Annotated in this window: 19 protein-coding genes; 13 read left to right on the top strand and 6 right to left on the bottom strand. The window is 65.1% G+C overall.

Going from position 1 to position 18,440, the window contains the following annotated elements; all coding sequences use genetic code 11:
- The first annotated feature begins 342 nt into the window (after positions 1–342).
- From EN874_RS15905 to EN874_RS15855, 11 genes are all read left to right on the top strand, one after another.
- Entirely contained in the window at positions 343–1,086 is a 744-nt protein-coding gene (locus EN874_RS15905) for an ATP-binding cassette domain-containing protein (protein ID WP_126088378.1), read from the top strand.
- Between the two features lie 55 nt (positions 1,087–1,141).
- Positions 1,142–2,140 carry an ABC transporter permease gene (locus tag EN874_RS15900; RefSeq protein ID WP_127425593.1) on the top strand — a complete coding sequence of 333 codons (999 nt, stop codon included), beginning with the start codon at positions 1,142–1,144 and terminating at the stop codon, positions 2,138–2,140.
- 147 nt (positions 2,141–2,287) lie between these two features.
- A complete protein-coding gene (locus EN874_RS15895; RefSeq protein WP_127425592.1) occupies positions 2,288–3,115 on the top strand; it encodes an AraC family transcriptional regulator in 828 nt (275 codons plus the stop codon).
- Positions 3,116–3,229: 114 nt separating this feature from the next.
- Entirely contained in the window at positions 3,230–3,673 is a 444-nt protein-coding gene (locus EN874_RS15890; protein ID WP_127425591.1) for an SRPBCC family protein, read from the top strand.
- 15 nt (positions 3,674–3,688) lie between these two features.
- Positions 3,689–4,483 carry an FAD binding domain-containing protein gene (locus tag EN874_RS15885; protein ID WP_127425590.1) on the top strand — a complete coding sequence of 265 codons (795 nt, stop codon included), beginning with the start codon at positions 3,689–3,691 and terminating at the stop codon, positions 4,481–4,483.
- Positions 4,484–4,542: 59 nt separating this feature from the next.
- Positions 4,543–5,025, top strand: a complete 483-nt coding sequence (locus EN874_RS15880) for a (2Fe-2S)-binding protein (protein WP_127425589.1) — start codon at positions 4,543–4,545, stop codon at positions 5,023–5,025.
- Between the two features lie 11 nt (positions 5,026–5,036).
- Positions 5,037–6,404 carry a xanthine dehydrogenase family protein molybdopterin-binding subunit gene (locus tag EN874_RS34845; RefSeq protein ID WP_127425588.1) on the top strand — a complete coding sequence of 456 codons (1,368 nt, stop codon included), beginning with the start codon at positions 5,037–5,039 and terminating at the stop codon, positions 6,402–6,404.
- Position 6,405: 1 nt separating this feature from the next.
- Complete coding sequence (locus tag EN874_RS34840; RefSeq protein ID WP_127425587.1) at positions 6,406–7,410, top strand: molybdopterin cofactor-binding domain-containing protein; 1,005 nt, start codon at positions 6,406–6,408, stop codon at positions 7,408–7,410.
- Between the two features lie 8 nt (positions 7,411–7,418).
- On the top strand, positions 7,419–8,300 hold the full coding sequence (locus EN874_RS15865) for a MoxR family ATPase (RefSeq protein WP_127425586.1): 882 nt from the start codon (positions 7,419–7,421) through the stop codon (positions 8,298–8,300).
- Between the two features lie 146 nt (positions 8,301–8,446).
- Positions 8,447–9,565, top strand: coding sequence for a VWA domain-containing protein (locus EN874_RS15860; protein WP_245516060.1), 1,119 nt, complete (start codon positions 8,447–8,449; stop codon positions 9,563–9,565).
- Positions 9,565–10,452 carry an amidohydrolase gene (locus EN874_RS15855; protein ID WP_168247504.1) on the top strand — a complete coding sequence of 296 codons (888 nt, stop codon included), beginning with the start codon at positions 9,565–9,567 and terminating at the stop codon, positions 10,450–10,452. Before EN874_RS15860 ends, EN874_RS15855 begins: the two co-directional genes overlap by 1 nt.
- Positions 10,453–10,494: 42 nt before the next feature.
- On the opposite strand, the gene EN874_RS15850 is transcribed toward EN874_RS15855, so the two are convergent.
- Together EN874_RS15850 and EN874_RS15845 are read right to left on the bottom strand one after the other, a co-directional pair.
- A complete protein-coding gene (locus EN874_RS15850) occupies positions 10,495–10,902 on the bottom strand; it encodes a carboxymuconolactone decarboxylase family protein (RefSeq protein WP_127425584.1) in 408 nt (135 codons plus the stop codon).
- 115 nt (positions 10,903–11,017) lie between these two features.
- On the bottom strand, positions 11,018–12,460 hold the full coding sequence (locus EN874_RS15845) for a DHA2 family efflux MFS transporter permease subunit (protein WP_127425815.1): 1,443 nt from the start codon (positions 12,458–12,460) through the stop codon (positions 11,018–11,020).
- A gap of 114 nt (positions 12,461–12,574) precedes the next feature.
- On the opposite strand from EN874_RS15845, the gene EN874_RS15840 reads away from it, so the two are divergent.
- Together EN874_RS15840 and hutH are read left to right on the top strand one after the other, a co-directional pair.
- Complete coding sequence (locus EN874_RS15840) at positions 12,575–13,576, top strand: ornithine cyclodeaminase family protein (RefSeq protein ID WP_127425583.1); 1,002 nt, start codon at positions 12,575–12,577, stop codon at positions 13,574–13,576.
- Positions 13,573–15,078 carry a histidine ammonia-lyase gene (gene hutH, locus EN874_RS15835; protein WP_127425582.1) on the top strand — a complete coding sequence of 502 codons (1,506 nt, stop codon included), beginning with the start codon at positions 13,573–13,575 and terminating at the stop codon, positions 15,076–15,078. The genes EN874_RS15840 and hutH overlap by 4 nt, the downstream gene beginning before the upstream one ends.
- 98 nt (positions 15,079–15,176) lie before the next feature.
- Here the strand turns inward: hutH and EN874_RS15830 are convergent, their stop codons facing one another.
- From EN874_RS15830 to EN874_RS15815, 4 genes are read right to left on the bottom strand one after another with little or no spacing between them, the layout of a single operon-like run.
- Complete coding sequence (locus EN874_RS15830; protein WP_127425581.1) at positions 15,177–15,980, bottom strand: 3-methyl-2-oxobutanoate hydroxymethyltransferase; 804 nt, start codon at positions 15,978–15,980, stop codon at positions 15,177–15,179.
- 36 nt (positions 15,981–16,016) lie between these two features.
- Positions 16,017–16,331 carry a MocE family 2Fe-2S type ferredoxin gene (locus tag EN874_RS15825; RefSeq protein WP_127425580.1) on the bottom strand — a complete coding sequence of 105 codons (315 nt, stop codon included), beginning with the start codon at positions 16,329–16,331 and terminating at the stop codon, positions 16,017–16,019.
- Positions 16,277–17,470: a fatty acid desaturase family protein gene (locus tag EN874_RS15820; protein WP_245513586.1), complete on the bottom strand. Its 1,194-nt coding sequence runs from the start codon at positions 17,468–17,470 to the stop codon at positions 16,277–16,279. The genes EN874_RS15825 and EN874_RS15820 overlap by 55 nt, the downstream gene beginning before the upstream one ends.
- Positions 17,471–17,487: 17 nt before the next feature.
- On the bottom strand, positions 17,488–18,402 hold the full coding sequence (locus EN874_RS15815; protein WP_127425579.1) for a sugar phosphate isomerase/epimerase: 915 nt from the start codon (positions 18,400–18,402) through the stop codon (positions 17,488–17,490).
- Positions 18,403–18,440 lie beyond the last annotated feature (38 nt).

Genomic DNA, 18,440 nt, shown 5'->3' with positions numbered 1-18,440 from the left:
AAGCATTTGCCGATCCGTTCCAGGTCGAATGAACGCTGGGGTTGCCGGATCAAATCCCCTGCCCCTCGCTTCCGCCGAACGGCTATTTGCGCGGGCCGGTTGTTCCTCCGACGCTAGCTAATATCGGCTCGCCGCCGACGTCAATTCCTATTTGTCCTACAAAACCGATTTTTCGACGAGTTCCGAAATAAATCGCCCGACAGTTGATTGACGCCCATGTCCGCATTTGCCTAAATGGGTCTGTCGCACCGGCTCGGGAGGAGCTGGAGGTGCGAGGCCAATGCGAGCGCCGGCGTCGATAGCGAAGCAGTCGCAAGGCGAAAATGGGGAGGCTTAAGGCTGGTGTCGGTTCTCGAACTCGCCAACATTTCGAAGCATTTCGGCGCCATTCAGGCGGTGAACGACGTTTCGTTCACGCTGGAGGCCGGTGAAGTCGTTGGCCTGATGGGCGACAACGGCGCCGGCAAGTCGACGCTGGTCAAGATGATCGCCGGCAACTTCCACCCGAGCCACGGCACGATGCGCATGGACGGCAAGGAGCTGATCCTGCACAAGCCGGCGGAAGCCCGCCAGCATGGCATCGAGATCGTTCACCAGGATCTGGCGCTCTGCAACAATCTGACGGCCGCCGCCAACGTCTATCTTGGCCGCGAGCTTCGCAAGGGCGTTGGACCCTTCCGCATTCTCGACTACGCCGCCATGTACAAGCGCGCCGGCCAGCTCTTCGCCGAGCTGAAATCCGAGACGCGCCCGCGCGACCTCGTCAAGCAGATGTCGGGCGGCCAGCGCCAGGCGGTGGCGATCGCCCGCACCATGCTGTCGCAGGCCAAGATCGTGCTGATGGACGAGCCGACGGCGGCGATCTCGGTCAGGCAGGTCGCCGAGGTACTGAACCTGATTCGCCATCTGCGCGACCAGGGCATCGCCGTGGTGCTGATCAGCCACCGCATGCCCGACGTCTTCGACGTCGCCGACCGCGTCATCGTCATGCGGCGCGGCAGGAAGGTCGCCGACAAGAAAATCGCCTCGAGCTCGCCCGAGGAAGTCACCGGGCTGATTACCGGCGCCATCGAACAGGTAGCATGACAGCGCCGAAACCAGTGACGCCCGTGCGTCTCACCGCCGGCATGAAAGGTCGATAATGGCAGTCACCCTTGACCAGACGATCGCGCAGAAGCAGCACACTTTCCTGTCGCGCATGTTGTCCAGCCAGACCTTCTGGGTGGTGATCGCGGTCATCCTCGCCTGTCTGTTCCTCTCCTTCGCCACCGACGCCTTCGCCACGCAGAAGAACCTCTACAACATTACCCGCAACATCACCTTCGTCGCCATCGTCGCGCTCGGCATGACCTTCGTCATCATCACCGGTGGCATCGACCTGTCGGTCGGCTCAGTGCTGTGCCTGTGCTCGATGGTGCTGGCCGTCACCATGCATGCCGGCTATTCGATCGAGGTCGGCATCCTGGCCACAATCGTCACCGCGCTCGCCATCGGCGCCTTCAACGGTGTGCTCATCGCCTATCTGGGCTTCCCGCCCTTCGTGGTGACGCTCGGCATGCTCTCGGTCGCCCGCAGCCTCGCCATGGTGGCCTCCAACAACACCGTCGTCTTCCAGTTCGGGCCGGACCACGAAAAGCTTCTGTCGCTGGGTGGCGGCGCCTGGCTGTTCGGCATCGCCAACCCGGTGCTCTACATGATCATCCTGGCGCTGATCACCGGTTTCATCCTGCGCTGGACCAAGTTCGGCCGGCACATCTTTGCCATCGGCGGCAACGAGCATGCGGCGACGCTGACCGGTGTTCCGGTGCGCCAGATCAAGGTCGCGGTCTATATGATCTCGGCGCTCTCGGCGGGTCTGGCGGGCATCATCGAGACCGGTTGGCTGGGCGCTGTCACCACCAATATTGGCACCGGCATGGAGCTGCAGGTGATCGCGGCCACCGTCATCGGCGGCGCCAATCTCGCCGGCGGCGTCGGCACCGCATTCGGCGCCATCGTCGGCGCCGCCTTGATCGAGGTGATCCGCAACAGCCTCGGCCTGCTCGGCATCAACGCCTTCTGGCAAGGCACCTTCATCGGCGGCGCAATCCTGCTCGCCGTGCTGTTCGACCGCATCCGCAACTTCCGGCGCAGCGATTGAGCTCCTATCGTTCAGTCTGAAAATCCGCCCGGGCAGCCACTGCGAAGCGGGCGTCGTCCCCCTGTGCCTTGACGCAGGGCGGACGTCGGTCGCACAATCCCCGGGCAGGCGAAGGGAGGCCAGTCGCCTGCGGGAGGAACTATACCCATGACGGACGCGATCAGGCTCTATTGGGGCCGGTTCGGACATGTCTCTGTCCTGAATGTCGCCAACGACTTCGTCACTCATGCCCATGGCGAGGCGCATCTCATCATCTGGCTGGAAGGCACGGCTGGCGAAATGACCATCGGCCGCGAGACGGTGGGGCTGGGACCTGAGACCGCCGCCGGCATCAATTCCTTCCAGCCGCACAGCCACGCGCTTTCCCACGACGGCAGGCCCGGCCTGTTCCTCGCTTTCTACATCGATCCCGACTGGGCGCGCCGACGCCGCGACCTGCCAGCTTCGGCGCCGCTGTTTGCGCAAGCCGCAATCACGCTGGAGCCGTGGCTGCATCAGGCGGCGGCGAACCTGCTCGATCACCTTGCCGACAATGAAAGCATCGACGACGTTGCCAACTATGAGATCGAGCGCTTCATCGACAGCGTGCTCGACGCCGCGGACGCTTCGGCACCGCAGGTGGTACGCGCGCGCATCAACACGATGCTGGATTTCCGCGTCCGCAAGGCGATCCAGCTGATGAAGGCCAACGTCTGCGAGCGCATCTCCTTCGACGACGTGGCGCGCAGCGTCGGCTTGTCCAGGCCGCATTTCTTCGCTTTGTTCAAGGAACAGACCAACCTGACGCCGAACGTCTACTGGAACACGCTGCGCATGGAGGAAGCCGTGCGCCAGCTGCAATGGTCGCAGGAGCCGTTGATCTCGGTCGCCTGCAATCTCGGCTTCACCACCCAGGGCAATTTCTCGCGCTTCTTCCGCGACCATGTCGGCGTGCCGCCGACGCTCTACCGCGAAGCGGCGCGGGCGATGTCTTAAATAGCCAGAAGTCGCTGTTTTTCAGACTGATTGATAGGCGCGCAAGACCCGTTGATAAGCGCAACCCGGGCCTCCGCCCTAGCCTCCTTGCCATCTTTGCAGGGGAACGAGTTCATGGCGAAAGTCACCATCTCCAGCGTCATCGACGCGCCGGTCGAACAGGTGTGGGCGCGCATCCGCGACTTCAACGGCCTGCCGGGCTGGCATCCGCGCATGGTCGAAAGCCACATCGAGGACGGCAAGGACGCCGCCATGATCGGCTGCGTGCGCAACTTCCAGCTCATCAGCGGCGCCCGCCTGCGCGAGAAGCTACTCGACTTCTCCGACGAGAATTTCCTGGTCAGCTACGCGATCCTCGAGACCCCGCAGCCGATTACCAACCACAAGGCGACGCTGCAGTTGCGACGCGTCACCGACGGCAACCGCACCTATGCCGAATGGACCGCGAGCTTCGACGCCGCGCCCGAAGAAGGCGACAAGCTGGCCGAAGGCATGGGCGCCAACGTCTTCCAGGGCGGCTTCAATGCCCTGAAGAGCCATTTCGCCGGCAACGGCTAAATCAGGAAGCGCGCCATGCCGCTTGCGCTGCAGACCTTCTCATCCGTGAAAGATGCCCTATCGGCCCTGCAGGCGGCGGGCACCCGCTATCTCGGCGGCGGCACGCTGGTCGTTCGCGCCGCCAATGAGGGCGACGTTTCCGTCTCCAGCCTCGTACGCGTCACCGACCCCGGGCTTTCGCAGATCGCCGTTTCCGGCGGCAAGGTCCGGCTCGGCGCTTCCGTCACCATGGCGGCGATCGCCCGCCATGCCGAGCTTGCCGCGCTCGCGCCGGCCGCGCGCGCCGTCGGCGGGCCGGCGATCCGCAACATGGCGACCGTCGGCGGCAATCTGTTCGCCTCCGCTCCTTACGGCGATTTCGCCGTGGCGCTGCTGGCGCTGGACGCCACCGTCGCCGCCGAGGCCGGCGAAATGCCGGTCGAGACTTTCCTGGCGAGTCGCGACACCAGCCGCGCCGTCGTCACCGCTGTCGGCTTTTCGCTGCCCGAGGCGGAAAGTTTCCGCTTCCTCAAAGTGTCGCGAGTCAAGCCGAAAGGGGTCTCGGTGCTGAGCATCGCGGCGCTTTTGCAGCGCACGGCAGACGGCACCGTGACCTCCGCACGCATCGCGCTTGGCTGCATGGCCGATCGGCCGATACGGGCCAAGGCGGCGGAGAAGGCGCTGCTCGGCTGCAAGCTGACGCCGCAGGAGATCGCGCCGGCGCTGGCCGCGGCTGGCGAAGGCATCTCGCCGATCACCGACCCGATCGCCAGCGCCTGGTATCGCGCTGAGGTGCTGCCGGTCCATCTCGGGCGATTGCTGCTGAGCTGACCAACCGTGGGGGACTCGCGTCTGTCCGGTTCATCCGGGCAGGCGCGCAGGGAGAAAAAATGGCAAAGGTACCTGTCCAATTCACGCTCAACGGCTCCGAGAAGGCCGAATTCATCGAGAGCGGCACGACGCTGCTCCACGCGCTGCGCGACAAGATCGGCGACACATCGCCGAAAGGCGGTTGCCACCAGGGCACCTGCGGCGCTTGCTCGGTCATCATCGACGGCGAGTTGAGGCTGTCCTGCCTGACATTGGCCGAGACCTGCAACGGCGCCGACATCGCGACCACTGCCGGCCTCGCCGAAGGCGGCGTGCTGCATCCGCTGCAGCGCGCCTTCCTCGATGCCTTCGCCACCCAATGCGGCTTCTGCACGCCGGGCATGATCATGGCCGCCAAGGTGCTGCTCGACCGCACGCCGAATCCGAGCCGCGAGGATGTGGTCGAGGCGCTGTCCGGCAACATCTGCCGCTGCACCGGCTACGAGCCGATCATCCAGGCGGTGCTGACCGCCGCGCGCGCCAATTCGCAGAACGCCGCCTGAGGGAACGAGCCATGGAACTGCGCAAGGACTATTTCGCCGATGTCCGCAAGGACGGCCTGCACGAGATCGGCCAACCGCGGCCGCGACTCGATTCCCCCGGCCATGTCACCGGCAAGACCGCCTATTTCGCCGATCGCAATTTCCCCGGCATGCTGCATCTGAAGATGGTGCGCAGCCCGCATCATCACGCCCGCATCCGTTCCATCGACACTTCAGAGGCGGAGAAACATCCGGGCGTCGTGCGCGTGCTGACCGCCAAGGACGTGCCGCACAACGTCTACACCATCCTGATCCTGATCCAGATCGGCCCGGAGGACGAAACGGTGCTCGCCGACGGCAAGGTGCGCTGGAAGGGCGAGGCCGTGGTGGCGGTGCTGGCCGAGACCGAGCGCGATGCGCAGGAAGCCGCCGCCAAGGTCAAGGTCGACTACGAGGTGCTGCCCGCCGTCTTCGACATGGAGGAAGCGCTGAAGCCCGGCGCGCCGATCGTCAACGAATATCACGGCCGCAACTACTACCTCTATGACAGCGGCGACTGCCGCAAGGTGCGCTTCGGCGATGTCGAGGCGGGTTTTGCCGAGGCCGACCACATCCTCGAGCAGACGTACCAGTCCTCGCCCATCGAGCATGCGCCGACCGAGACGACCGGCTGCATTGTGGCGCCCGAGGGCAACGACCGCTTCGCCTGCTATACCAACACCCAGGCGATGTTCTTCACGCTCGACAACGCCTCGATCATCCTGCAGATGCCTGGCAGCAAGCTGCATTTCGTCGGCGGCACCGTCGGCGGCGGTTTTGGCGGCAAGGTCGACGTCATCGTCGAACCTATCGCCATCCTGGCAGCCAAGCTAACCGGACGTCCGGTCTCATTCATCTACAGCCGCGAGGAGGAGATGCAGATCTCCTCGCCGCGCGCTGCCGAGAAGGTCGTCATCAAGGACGGCGTCAAGAAGGACGGCCGCATCGTCGCCCGCAAGGTGACCGGCTACACCGATGCCGGCGCCTATTCGCGCCATTCGCCTTACGGCGCGCAGAAAGGGGCGGCGCACTACCCGGGCCCTTACACGATTCCCAATGTCTGGATCGACACCCACTGCGTCTACACCAACCGCACCCCCTCCTCCGCCATGCGCGGCTTCGGCGTCACCATCGGCGACTTCGCGCTGGAGGTACAGATGGATAAGCTGGCGCGGCTGATCGGCATGGATCCGCTCGAGTTCCGCTTCATCAACGCCTACCGCGACGGCGACATGAAGGCGCATCGCCAGCCGACCGAGGGCGCGGCGCTGATCGAATGCATGCAGGAAGCCTCGCGCGCCGCAAACTGGCCGGTGGCGGATAAATACATGGCGATGTCCTCCTACAGGAAGGGAGCCTGAGATGGCGATCCGGCGTGGACGCGGCGTCGCCGCGATCAACTATCCGACGGGCATGAATCTCGGCGGCGACCCGACCCAGGCGCTGGTTCACTCGACGCCGACCGGCAATTTCATGGTGACGCTGTCGAGCGTCGATCTGGGCCAGGGCATGAAGCAGATCATGGCGCAGATCTGCGCCGAGACGATCGGCGTGCCGACCGACCGCGTCATCGTCGACACCGCCGACACCGACACCGGCCCGCACTGCATGGGCACCTTCGCCTCGCGCGGCACGCACCGCGCCGGCAATGCCGTCATCCAGGCGGCCAGGGAAGCCCGCCAGGTGATGCTGGAAGTGGCGGCCGAAGAGCTGGAGGTCAACGCTTCCGACCTCGAAACCGACGGCCAGGGCAACATATTGGTGAAGGGCGCGCCGCAGAAATCGATCTCGATCTTCGACGTCGCGCTGTCGGCGCATTTCAAGCGCGGCCGCTCGATCTCCGGCCGCGGCATGTTCCTGATCCCGCGCTCCTATCCGGAGAAGGAGACCGGCGCGATGAAGCCCTCGACCTGCTATGCCCACGCCTGCACGGTGGCCGAGGTCGAGGTCGACGACGAAACCGGCGAGGTGACGGTGCTTAGCGTGAAGAACGTCTTCGAGATCGGCCGCGCGCTGAACCCTAAGATGGTCGAGCAGCAGTTGGTCGGCGGCTCCTGGATGGGCATCAGCCACGCGCTCTATGAGACGACCGAGCCCTATTATCCGAACCGCGACCATGGCGGCACCGACTTCAACCAGTATCTGATGCCGGGTCCTGGCGACCTCGCCGAGACCGAGATCATCGTGCTGGAGCGCCCGTCCGCCGATGGCCCGTTCGGTGCCAAGGGACCGGGCGAGATGTGCGCCAACCCGCAGATTCCGGCCGTCGCCAATGCCGTCTTCGACGCCGTCGGCGTGCGCATCGACACGTTGCCGATCACGCCCGAGCGCATCCTGCGCGCGCTGAAGGCGCAAGTGGCGGGCTGAGCAAGAAGATGGCCCGCGCCGATGCCGAGCAGACTGCTGCCTCACCGGAGGCGGTGGCCGCGCGCCTCGCCGCGTCGCGTTACCTGGCGGACGACGGCCTTGCGACCGCGATCTTCCTCGCGATCCGTCTGGGCAAGCCGCTGCTGCTCGAAGGCGCGCCTGGCGTTGGCAAGACCGAAGCCGCCAAGGCGACCGCCGAATTGCTCGGCCGCGAATTGGTGCGCCTGCAATGCTATGAAGGCATCGATGCCGCGCATGCGCTCTACGAATGGAACTACCAGCGGCAGCTCCTCGCCATCCGCCACGCCGGCGAGCACGAGATCGATATCTATGACGACCGCTTCCTGATCGCGCGGCCGCTGCTGCAGGTTCTGCGCGCGCCGGAGCAGCGCGTGCTGCTGGTCGACGAGATCGACCGCTCCGACCACGAATTCGAAGCGCTGCTGCTCGAATTCCTCTCCGACTTCCAGATCAGCATTCCCGAGCGCGGCACGATCCGCGCGGCGACGCAGCCGATCGTCATGCTGACCTCGAACCGCACCCGCGAGCTTGCCGAGGCGCTGCGGCGGCGCTGCATCTACCACTGGATCGGATACCCAGATGCGGCTCGCGAGGCCGAGATCATCATGCTGCGCGCCGGCGACGTGGCGAAAGCGACCGCGCGAGCGGTGGCGAATGCCGTGCAGCAGATCCGCGCGCGTCCGCTGGCCAAGCCGCCGGGCATTGCCGAAGCCGTCGAATGGGCGAATGCCGCGACCATCCTTGAAAAAGGCGGCAGCCCGTGGCCTGAAGCCTTCCGCCGCGCCATCGGCATGCTGATCAAGGACGAGGAGGACCTGTCCGCAATCGCGCCGGAGCTCGGGAGGATCGTCGAGGAGGCGCTGGCGTGATGCGCGACCTCGACAACCCCTTCTCCCCGTTCACGGGGAAAAGATGCCCCGAAGGGATGGATGAGAGGCAGCGCCGTGATGGGCAGAAGCTGGCGCCGCCCCTCACCTGCCTGCCGGCATCCTCTCCCCGCGACCGGGAGGAGAGCTTGCCCCGCGCCGCCGAACCCTTCCTCGGCTTCGCGCAGCTATTGCGCCGCCACGCCTTCGCAATCGCGCCCGAACAGGTGACCAGCTTCATGCAGGCGGTGACGCTGCTTGGGCCGCGCTCCATGAACGACATCCGCGAGGCAGCGCTGGCGACGCTTGCGCCCTCACCCGACCGCCGCAGCGAATTCGACGCACACTTCCGCGGTTACTTCTACGGCGACGCCAGGCCTTCGACCGAAGGCGAAGGGGACGATGAAACCCGGATCAAGGACGATTGCGGCTCGCGCGACGAAGAAAGCCAGGCTGTCCGCCAGGAGAAAGGCGGCGAGTTGTCCTCGGCGCTCGAGCAACTGAGCCGCCGCGATCTCCAGCTCGACCCCGACAGCCTAGGCCCGTTCCGCGGCCGGCTGGCCTCCGCCCTGCCCGCGCGCCGCTCCTTCCGCACCATGCGCACCCGTTCGCGCGGCACGCTCGACCTGCGCCGCTCGTTGAGCGAAATCGTCAGTGCCGATGGCGACATCCCCTCGCCGCTGCTGCGCCGCCGGCAGACCGTGCCGCGCAAGCTGCTTTTGCTCATCGACGTCTCCGGCTCGATGAAGCTGCACACCGCCGACTACCTGAAGATTGCGCATGCGGCAGTGCAAGGCGCAGCCCGCGCGGAAGTCTTCACCTTCGGTACGCGCCTCACCCGCATCACCTCGGCGTTGCGTATCCGCGACTGCGGCCAGGCGCTCGCGCGCACCGCCGCACTGGTCGACGACTGGGATGGCGGCACTCGCATGGGGCCGACACTGCTTGCCTTTCTTTCGGTGCCACGCTTCGCGGCCTTTGCGCGCGGCGCGGCGGTGGTGATCCTGTCGGACGCGCTCGAGCGCGGCGACCATGCCGACCTTGAAACCGCGATGCGCCGGCTCAGCGCCCGCGCCTTCCGGCTGTCGCTGGCGACGCCGCTCGCCGGCGACCCGCGCTTCCGGCCGGCAACCGCGGCACTCAGCGCCATCCTGCCGGTGCTCGACGATCTGGTCGACGGCTCGTCGGTCAGAAGTCTCTCCGATTTCATCCTGTCGCTCGCCCGCCCCGCTCCGGCGGCCGAAGTCATCTGGAAAAGGGTATCGTGATGCAGAAAGCGATCGACGCGCATTTCCACATCTGGCGCCAGCGGGACCAGCCCTGGCTGGTCGGACCGATGGTGCCGCGCATCTTCGGCCCCTATGAGCCGATCCGCCGCGACTACCCGATCACGGAATTCCTCGAAGATCAGAATGGTTCGGGCGTCGAGAAGGCCGTCTATGTCCAGACCAACTGGGCCAAGGAGGATTTCGAGAAGGAGGTCGCCTTCCTGCAGAAGACCGCGGAGGAAACCGGCTGGCCGCATGCGATCGTCGGCTATGCCGACATGACGGTCGACGACGTCCGGCCGCAGATCGACCGCCTGATGAAATACAAGCTGCTGCGTGGCGTGCGCATGCAGTTGCACTGGCACGAGACACCCGCCTTCCGCTTCGCCGCTTCGGCCGACCAGGTGATCGATCCCAGGGTGCGCGCCAATGTCGCCCGCCTGAAGGACTACGGCCTCTCCTTCGACCTGCAGCTTTTTCCGGCGCAGATGAAGGACGGGCTGACGCTGGTCGGCGAAAACCCGGAAACGAACTTCATCCTCACCCATGCCGGCATGCTGACCGACATGGAGCCGGAAACCACCGAAGCGTGGAAGGCAGGCCTGCGCACGCTTTCGACGGCGCCCAACTTCTACGCCAAGCTGTCGGGGCTCGGCACTTTCGAGCATCGCAACGATCCGGAGCTGATCGCCTACATCGTCGACAACGCGGTCGGGATACTGGGCAGCGACCGGCTGATGTTCGGCTCGAACTTCCCGATCGAGAAGCTGTGGACCAGCCACACCGAGCTGATCAAGGCGCACCGCGCCGCGGTCGCCAGGCACGGGTCGGAAGCCGAGGCTGATATCTTCTGGAACACGGCGGAAAGGGTCTATCGGCCGGTGTAGCGCAATCTCCCCTTCTCCCGCAGGGAGCGAGGGGCGAAGAGTTCACTTCACCTCGAACTGTGGATCGACAGGAATCTGCATCGCCGTGACCAGATGGTTGGTCTGTCCCGCGAGCCCAATGATCGAAACCAGCTCGCCATGCTGCGCGTCGGTCATGCCCTTGGCCCTGGCGGCCGCCGTATGCGAGTGAATGCAATAGGAACAGCCATTGGCCGTCGAGACAGCGATATAGATCATCTCCTTGGTCAGCGGATCGATGGCGCTATCGGCGAACATCACCGCCTTGAGTTGTTCCCACACCCGCTTCAGCGCCGCCGGATCGTTGGCGAGCCCGCGCCAGAAATTGTTGACGAAGTCGGATTTGCGCGTCGCGCGGATGTCGTCGAACACCGCCTTCACCGCCGGGATCTTCTCCACCTCGGCATCGCTGAGAAGTCTTGTGGTGGCCATGGTGTGGTCCTTTCGGTTGAATCGCTGCGCAAGCTTTCTGAATCGGGTCCTCAACTACTGCAGCCAATCCGTTTGCCGGATTCAAATTTTCGGCGCCGAAGCGATGTTGCCGGTATCAATTCTCCTGGGAGTGGCCCGAGACCTCGGCGCCGGCGGATCGCGGCAGGGCCATGAAGCGGAACGACGCCGCGAGCCCGATCAGGCCGATGGCTGCATACGCGATTCTGAAGTCGGCGAGGTCGGGCGTCGCTTCACCCCTGGCGATCTGCGACAGGTTGAGGATCGCCGCCGCGACCGCCACGCCGAACAGCATCGAGAGCTGCTGCAGCATGCTGGAGAGCGTCGCGGCCGAGCTCCGCTGGGCCTCGCCGATATCGGCGAAGGCAAGCGTGTTGAGCGCCGTGAACTGCATCGACCGTGTGAGACCGGCGACCAGCATCAGCACCACCGTCAGCGCCGACGGCGTCTGCGGCGAGATCGCTCCGCAGGCCATGATCGCCAGCGAGGCGATCAGCCCGTTGACGATCAGCACGCGGCGGAAGCCGAAGCGCCTGAGCGTCGGCGTGGTCACCGCCTTCATGCCGAGATTGCCGAGGAAATAGGCCAGGATCAGGAAGCCGGCATCGACCGGCCGCATCCCGAAGCCGACCTGGAAGAGCAGCGGCAAAAGGAAGGGCGTTGCATTGATCGCAACGCGGAAGATCGTGCCTGCCGACAATGTCGAGACGGCGAAGGTCAGGACCTTGAAAGCGGAGAGATCGAGCAAGGGATGCGGCGTGCGCAACAGGTGACGCACGGCGATCCAGCCGATCGCAACGCTGGTGGCAATGAGGGCAACTGTCGGCAGAATGCCGTCCTCGGGATTCGCAAGCCGCTCCAGGCCATAGAGCATCACTGCGAGGCCGAGCGAGGTGAAGAAGAAGCCCGGCCAGTCGAGCGGCCTCGCTTTCGAATCGCGATCGCCCGGCACGAAGCGGGCGACCAGCAGCAGGCCGGCCAACCCCAGAGGGACGTTGATGAAGAAGTTCCAGTGCCAGGAGAGATAGGTGGTGATGAAACCGCCGAGCACCGGTCCGAGCACCGGCGCGAACAAAGCCGGCCAGGTGATCAGCGCCGTGGCATTGAGCAGTTCGGATTTGGCGGCGTTGCGCAGCACCAGGATGCGCCCGACCGGCGTCATCAGCGCGCTGCCGAGCCCCTGCACGATGCGGGCGCCGACAAAGCCGGTCAGGCTTTGCGAGAGGCCACAGGCGATCGACGCCAGCGTGAACAGCGCAATCGCGACGAGGAAGACGTTGCGCGGGCCAAACCGGTCGGCGAGCCAGGCCGACAGCGGCACGAACACCGCCATGGTCAGCATGTAGGCGGTGATATCGATGCTCATCGCCACCGCCGGCACGCCGAAGGACTGCCCCATCTGCGGCAGCGACGTCGAGATGATGGTCGAATCGAGCAGCTGCATGAAGAAGGCAACCACGACGATCAGCGCCACGCGCCGTGAACGCCGGGCGGAAGTCGCCGGCTGGAACACGGCCTCGTTGTCGGGAATGCTGGTCATGACGCGCTGGTTGAACAGCATAAGGCCGAACCAGTCCAGGTGTTTATCCAACAAACTTTCGTGTCGGCCCGTCGCCTGTTATGGATGAGAGCGCGGGCCGGCCGAGGGAAATGCATGAAGCCCATCTATATCGACTACCTCAATGCTCTCGACATCGAAGCCCTTGCCATGACCGATGCCGAGATCATCGCCGCCGTCGAAGCCGGGCTCGTCGCTCAGGGCAACGGCCAGACGGTGATCGAGCCGCGCGTCCATCTCGAGCCGGACCCGTCTTTCCATGGTCATTTCAACGTGCTGCGGGGCTATGTGGCGCCGCTCGATGCGGCCGGCGTGAAGATCGTCGGCGATTATGTCGACAACTACCTGCACGGGCTGCCGTCCGAATTCGGCATCCTCAACCTCTTCGACCCGCGCACCGGCGCGCCGCGAGCCATCCTCGACGCCACCGTCATCACCGATATGCGCACCGGCGCCGTCACCGCCATCGGCGCCAGGCATCTGGCGAAGAAGTCGTCGAAGGTGCTAGGCCACATCGGCGCGCGCGGCACCGCCTACTGGAACGTGCGCCTGCTCGACCACCTCTTCGACTTCGACGAGATCCGCGTTCATTCGCGCCGGCCGGAGAGCCGCGACGCCTTCGCCGCGAAGCTTGCCGCCGATCTCGGCAAACCCGTCATGACCGTGGCCGACTGGAAGAGCTGCGTCGAAGGCGCCGACATCGTCGTCGAGGCCTCGCGGCTGCCGGAACCGCAGCCGCTGCTCAAGACCGAATGGATCAAGCGGGGCGCGCTTGTGGTGCCTTACGGCACGATGAGCGCGGTGGAGCTTTCGCTCACCGACATCATGCAGAAGATCGTCGTCGACGACTGGGGCCAGTGCAAGGGCGGCAAGTTCGGCGCGCTGCGCGCCCATGTCGAGACGGGTCGGCTGAGCGAGGCGACGCTGCATGCCGAGCTCGGCCAGATCGCGGCCGGCCGCAAAGCGGGCCGGCAAAGCGACGGCGAGACGATCCTGTTCTGGCATCGCGGCCTCTCGCTCTCCGACATCGCGCTCGGCAAGGCGATGCTGGCCAAAGCCGCGGAACACGGCATCGGCCAGAGGCTGCGCTTCGCATGACCCCGCTCGTTCTCACCGGCGCCGGTGTCAGCATCGAGGACGTGGCCGCCGTCGCGCGCAACGCGGGCAAGATCGAAGTCACGCCTGCCGTCATCGAAAGACTGGCCAAGGCGCGCGAGGTCCTCGACGCCGCTGCGGCCGGTGGCCAGCAGATCTATGGGCTCAACACCGGGCTGGGCGCCAATCTCGGCACGACAGTCGAAGGCGATGCCGGCGCCTTCCAGCGCCAGCTTCTCGACGGACGCGGCGCCGCGGTGGGAAACGCACTGTCTGCGCAGCTCGTGCGCGCCGCAATGTTCGCCCGTATCGCCATGCTCGCGGCAGGCGGCTCCGGTCTGTCGCCGCATGTCTTCACCGCGCTCATCGATCTGCTCAACGCCGGCGTCCATCCGGTGATGCCCTCGCTTGGCTCGATCGGCGCCGGCGATCTGGTGCTGATGACGGCGATCGCTCATACGCTGATCGGCGAAGGCGACGCCGACTATCAGGGCAGGCGCATGCCCTCGGCAAAGGCGCTGATGATGGCGCGCCTTGCGCCGGTCGGCCTGGCTCCCAAGGACGGCCTGTCGCTGATCAACGCTTCCGCTATCTCCACCGGCGCCGGCGCGCTGGCGCTGACCGATGCGCTCTCGGCACTGGAACAGCAACAACAAGCCGGCGCGCTCACCATGGAGGCGCTGGGCGCCAACCGCACCATCCTTGACGCGCGCCTGCATCTGGCGCGGCCGGCCGCCTGCCAGCAGGTGGCGGCAAAGGCGTTGCGCGACCTGCTTGCCCGGGACGAGGTAGCGCCGCCGACCGCGCTTCAGGATCCGCTGTCGATCCGCTGCATGCCCTCGATCCACGGGGCGCTGATCCAGGCGATCGACCATGCCAGGCTCGCCGTCGAGATCGAGCTCAACGCGTCCGCCGACAACCCGCTGGTCCTTGCCGAAGACGCGCTGGTGCTGTCGACCGGCAATTTCCACACCGCCTCGCTGTCGCTGGCCTTCGAGACACTGGGCCTCGCGATCGCCCAATGTGCGGCGGCTTCCGCCGCCCGCTTCATCCAGCTCACCGGCTCAACCCGCCACGGCCTGCCGAAATACCTGTCGCCGGTTGGCGGCGCTTCCGCCGGCTTCGTGCCGCTGCAGAAGACGGTGACGGCGATCCTGGCCGCCATCCGCCACAAGGCCAATCCGGTGATGCTCGACGTCCTGCCCGTGTCCGAGGGCGTTGAGGACCACGCCACGCAGACGCCGCTTGCCGTCGCCAAATGCGCCGAGATGATCGTGCTGTGGCGGCGCCTGATCGCCCTCGAGCTGATGGCAGCGGCGCAGGCGATCGACCTGCGCGAAGGGCTGACGCTGGCGCCCGCCACCGGCACGATCCACGCGGCCGTCCGCGCCCATGTGCCGACGCTCAAGGAAGACCGGCCGCTGGGACCCAATGCCGACGCGCTCCACGCCGTGCTCGCCGATGGCTATTGGCGCCCTGCGGTGCACCAGATACTGCTTGCTTAGAGCATGTCTCCCGAAAGTGGGAACCGGTTTTCGGGACAAAGACGTGCGCAAATCAAAAACCTAAAACGCATCGTGAATCTGAAAGATCGCGACGCGTTTTAGGCTTTTTCGTCCACCTTCCTCATGAAGAGAGTGAGCTCGTCCGGATCCATATGAACGACATGCCGGTCTTCCGGATAGGCGCCGCTGTTGACGTCCGCGGCGTATTCGGAGAACGCCGCGATCCGCTCCGCCTGCAGCCGGTCGTATTCGGCGGCGAAGTTGCGATAGACTTTCGAATGGCGCGGCATGTGACCGCGATTGGCGCCGAGAACATCTTCGGCGAACAGGTATTGCGCATCGCAGCCCGTGCCCGCGCCCATCGACAGCATGATCAGCGAGGTGCGCTCGGAGATCGCCTTCGCCACCTCGACCGGCACCACCTCGATCTCGGCGCCGATCGCGCCGGCGGCTTCCAGCTGTTTCACCGCCTCGAACACCTTGATTGCCGTGTCGGCGGTCTTGCCGACGGCCTTGAACCCGCCGGTCCAGGTCGCGCGCGACGGGATCAGGCCGACATGGCCGATGACCGGAATGGCGTCGTCTGCCATCCGCTTGATAGTGGCATAGCCGGCGCTGCAATAGACCGCATCGGCTCCGGCCTTGTAGAGCCGGAAGGCCCAGCGCAGGAAATCGTCAGCCGTGCCGATCTCGAAGAAGTTCTCGCCCGGCATGGTGAAGAGGCTGGGTGCGGCATCACGGTACTCAGGATTGAGCACCAGCTCCGGCGGCACCGAGACGATGTCGATGCCGGCGCGCTCGGCGGCTTCGGCCTCATCGAGCGTCAACACGCGCAACATGGTCAGCTGCCGCTTACCCTTCATGGCGCGCAGATCGGCAACGGTCGGTCTCTTTAGGCTCATCGATTGGTGTTCCTCATTCTTCGGGCGTTTGGCGGCTCAGCCGATTTCGATCAAGACCCTACCGGCCTCGACCTTGACCGGATAGGTCCTGAGGTTGACGCAGACCGGCGCGCCCTTGGCCTGGCCGGTCTTGTAGTTGAAGCGGCCATTGTGCTTGGGGCATTCGATGATGTCGTTCATCACCAGCCCGTCGGCCAGATGCGCCTTTTCATGCGTGCAGAAACCATCGGTGGCGAAGAACTCGTCGTCAGGCGAGCGAAAGATCGCGAAGCTGCGGCCGCCATGGTCGAAGCGGATCACGTCCTCCTCATCCACGTCGTCCACCGCGCAAGCTTCGACCCAGTCCGCCATCGTCTCTCTCCGGTCATCATCTTCCTCGGGATTGCTGCGCGACGCCTATTCGGCGGCCGTGTCGTCATGTCGACCTCGTGGAACTCACCGCGATAAGGCTTGGCCGTCGGCGGCAGCTCGCGCTTGAGGTAATAGTCCTCGTATTTCAGCTGCCTGAGCAGCACCGGCCAGACCTCGCGATAGGCATGCCATATCGACGGGTTCGGTTCCGGCAGATCGTGCTTGATCAGCTCGTGCAGCTTCGGCAGCGCGTGATAGGGCACCATCGGGAACATGTGATGCTCCACATGGTAGTTCATGTTCCAGTAGATGAACCGGCTGACCGGGTTCATGTAGACGGTGCGCGTGTTGAGCCGGTGGTCGGTGACGTTGTCGGCGAGCCCGATATGTTGCAAAAGCCCGGTCATCACCATGTGCCAGGTGCCGTAAAGGCGCGGCAGGCCGATCAGCACCAGCGGTATCCATGACCCAAGCGCGATCGCGACGGCGATCGTCGCGGCATACACGAACATGTGCCAGCGCGCGGCAATCACCGCCTTATGCTGTTCCATCTGAGGGATGTAGCTCTTCTCGTCGTCCGACAGCTCGCCGAAGGCCTGGCGCACCAGCGTCGGCAGCGAATAGCGGAAGTCGAGGATGCCGGTGAAGGCGAGCGCCGCCTTGATGAGATCCGGCGGCCGCATCACCGCGATCTCGGCATCGCGGCCGACGATGATGGTGTCGGTGTGGTGCCGCGCGTGGCTCCAGCGCCACTGCACCGGATTGCGCATCAGCATGAAGGAGGCGATGTGGTAGACGACGTCGTTCATCCAGCGCGTGCGGAAGGCGGTGCCGTGGCCGCATTCGTGCCAGCGCGAGTCGCTCGACGAGCCGTAGAGCACGCCGTAGACGAACAGGAACGGCACGACCCGCCATGTGCCCCAGAACCAGACGATGCCGGCGGCGGAGCCCAGGATCGCGACAATCCAGATGATGGTGTCGCGGATCGCCGGCCCATCGGAACGCTGCATCAGCTCCTTGATGGTCTTGCGCGCCACGTCGGTGTGGTACCACTCGGCCGAGGCAAGGCCGGTCTCGATCGCCTTGCGCGCGCTCTCACCGACAAGGCTGTAATCGCGCTTCGTCCCGGCGGCCGTCATCGTCACCTCCCCGGCCGTCAAAGCCCGTTGGCGCGGAATTTCCCGTCGAGGAATTTCTTCGCCCGCGGCACGTCGTCCTCAGAGAGATGCTCGATGATCACCGGCATGTTCGGATGCTTCTCGCTGAGCCTCCTGAGATAGAGGTCGTAGTTCAGCGAGCCGAGCCCGGGCGCCGGCAGTTCGATCTCGCCTACGCCACGGAACGTCAGCCCTTCATGAGCATCCGCGTCGCCGATATCGGCATGCTTTTCCGTCTTGTCGCTGTCCGAGCGCTTGACGTCCTTGGCGTGCGCGATCTTGATCTTGTCGGTCAGCGTGTCGAACACCTGGTTCAGCACCTGGTCCATCCGGTCGATGTTGTGCGCCTCGAAATAATTGGTCGGATCCATCAGCAGGCCGAGGCCGGGATGGTCGACCTGAGCGAACATCCCGACCGTCTCCTCGACCGACCCGACGACGTTGTTGACATAGGTTTCGAGCAGGAACACCGCGCCATGGTCGTAAGCCGTCTGGGCAAGGTCGGAAATCACTTTGCGGCATTCCTCGAACCCCTCCTCGGTCTTGTTCTTCGGATGGTGCACCCAGTCGGATTCGGTGTTGTAGGTGCCGGTCTCCGAGATCACGTAAGGGCTGCCGAATTCGCGCGCGTTGCGGATGATCTCCTTCAGATACGCCAGCCGCCGCTCGCGCTCGGCCTTGTCCGGATGAATGATGTTGGTGTAGCCGGACACGCAGCAGACCGGCAGGTTATGGTCGCGAAATGCATCGCGCACCTTCCGCGCCTTGTCCCTGGTGATCCGCCCGGCCGACAGATCGATATCCTTGAAATGCAGGTCGAGCTGCACCGTGTTGAAATCGAGCGCGCGGATGCGCCTGGCGACCTCCTCGAGCTCGTAGGGGAAATAGCCTGTAAAGATCCCTGCCTGCATCATGAGGTGAAGTCCTCCGGGTAAGGGGTTCTGTCGTCGTG

This window comes from Mesorhizobium sp. M1D.F.Ca.ET.231.01.1.1 (assembly GCF_003999155.2).
Lineage (GTDB): Bacteria > Pseudomonadota > Alphaproteobacteria > Rhizobiales > Rhizobiaceae > Mesorhizobium.
This window is presented reverse-complemented; position numbering and strand designations above follow the sequence as displayed.

What these genes read in the sequence shown, in the direction of transcription:
- EN874_RS15900 (WP_127425593.1), top strand. Translation starts at nt 1,142, where the DNA reads ATGGCAGTCACCCTTGACCAGACGATCGCGCAGAAGCAGCACACTTTC.
- EN874_RS15895 (WP_127425592.1), top strand. Translation starts at nt 2,288, where the DNA reads ATGACGGACGCGATCAGGCTCTATTGGGGCCGGTTCGGACATGTCTCT.
- EN874_RS15890 (WP_127425591.1), top strand. Translation starts at nt 3,230, where the DNA reads ATGGCGAAAGTCACCATCTCCAGCGTCATCGACGCGCCGGTCGAACAG.
- EN874_RS15885 (WP_127425590.1), top strand. Translation starts at nt 3,689, where the DNA reads ATGCCGCTTGCGCTGCAGACCTTCTCATCCGTGAAAGATGCCCTATCG.
- EN874_RS15880 (WP_127425589.1), top strand. Translation starts at nt 4,543, where the DNA reads ATGGCAAAGGTACCTGTCCAATTCACGCTCAACGGCTCCGAGAAGGCC.
- EN874_RS34845 (WP_127425588.1), top strand. Translation starts at nt 5,037, where the DNA reads ATGGAACTGCGCAAGGACTATTTCGCCGATGTCCGCAAGGACGGCCTG.
- EN874_RS34840 (WP_127425587.1), top strand. Translation starts at nt 6,406, where the DNA reads ATGGCGATCCGGCGTGGACGCGGCGTCGCCGCGATCAACTATCCGACG.
- EN874_RS15865 (WP_127425586.1), top strand. Translation starts at nt 7,419, where the DNA reads ATGGCCCGCGCCGATGCCGAGCAGACTGCTGCCTCACCGGAGGCGGTG.
- EN874_RS15855 (WP_168247504.1), top strand. Translation starts at nt 9,565, where the DNA reads ATGCAGAAAGCGATCGACGCGCATTTCCACATCTGGCGCCAGCGGGAC.
- EN874_RS15850 (WP_127425584.1), bottom strand. Translation starts at nt 10,902, where the DNA reads ATGGCCACCACAAGACTTCTCAGCGATGCCGAGGTGGAGAAGATCCCG.
- EN874_RS15845 (WP_127425815.1), bottom strand. Translation starts at nt 12,460, where the DNA reads ATGACCAGCATTCCCGACAACGAGGCCGTGTTCCAGCCGGCGACTTCC.
- EN874_RS15840 (WP_127425583.1), top strand. Translation starts at nt 12,575, where the DNA reads ATGAAGCCCATCTATATCGACTACCTCAATGCTCTCGACATCGAAGCC.
- hutH (WP_127425582.1), top strand. Translation starts at nt 13,573, where the DNA reads ATGACCCCGCTCGTTCTCACCGGCGCCGGTGTCAGCATCGAGGACGTG.
- EN874_RS15830 (WP_127425581.1), bottom strand. Translation starts at nt 15,980, where the DNA reads ATGAGCCTAAAGAGACCGACCGTTGCCGATCTGCGCGCCATGAAGGGT.
- EN874_RS15825 (WP_127425580.1), bottom strand. Translation starts at nt 16,331, where the DNA reads ATGGCGGACTGGGTCGAAGCTTGCGCGGTGGACGACGTGGATGAGGAG.
- EN874_RS15820 (WP_245513586.1), bottom strand. Translation starts at nt 17,470, where the DNA reads ATGACGGCCGCCGGGACGAAGCGCGATTACAGCCTTGTCGGTGAGAGC.
- EN874_RS15815 (WP_127425579.1), bottom strand. Translation starts at nt 18,402, where the DNA reads ATGATGCAGGCAGGGATCTTTACAGGCTATTTCCCCTACGAGCTCGAG.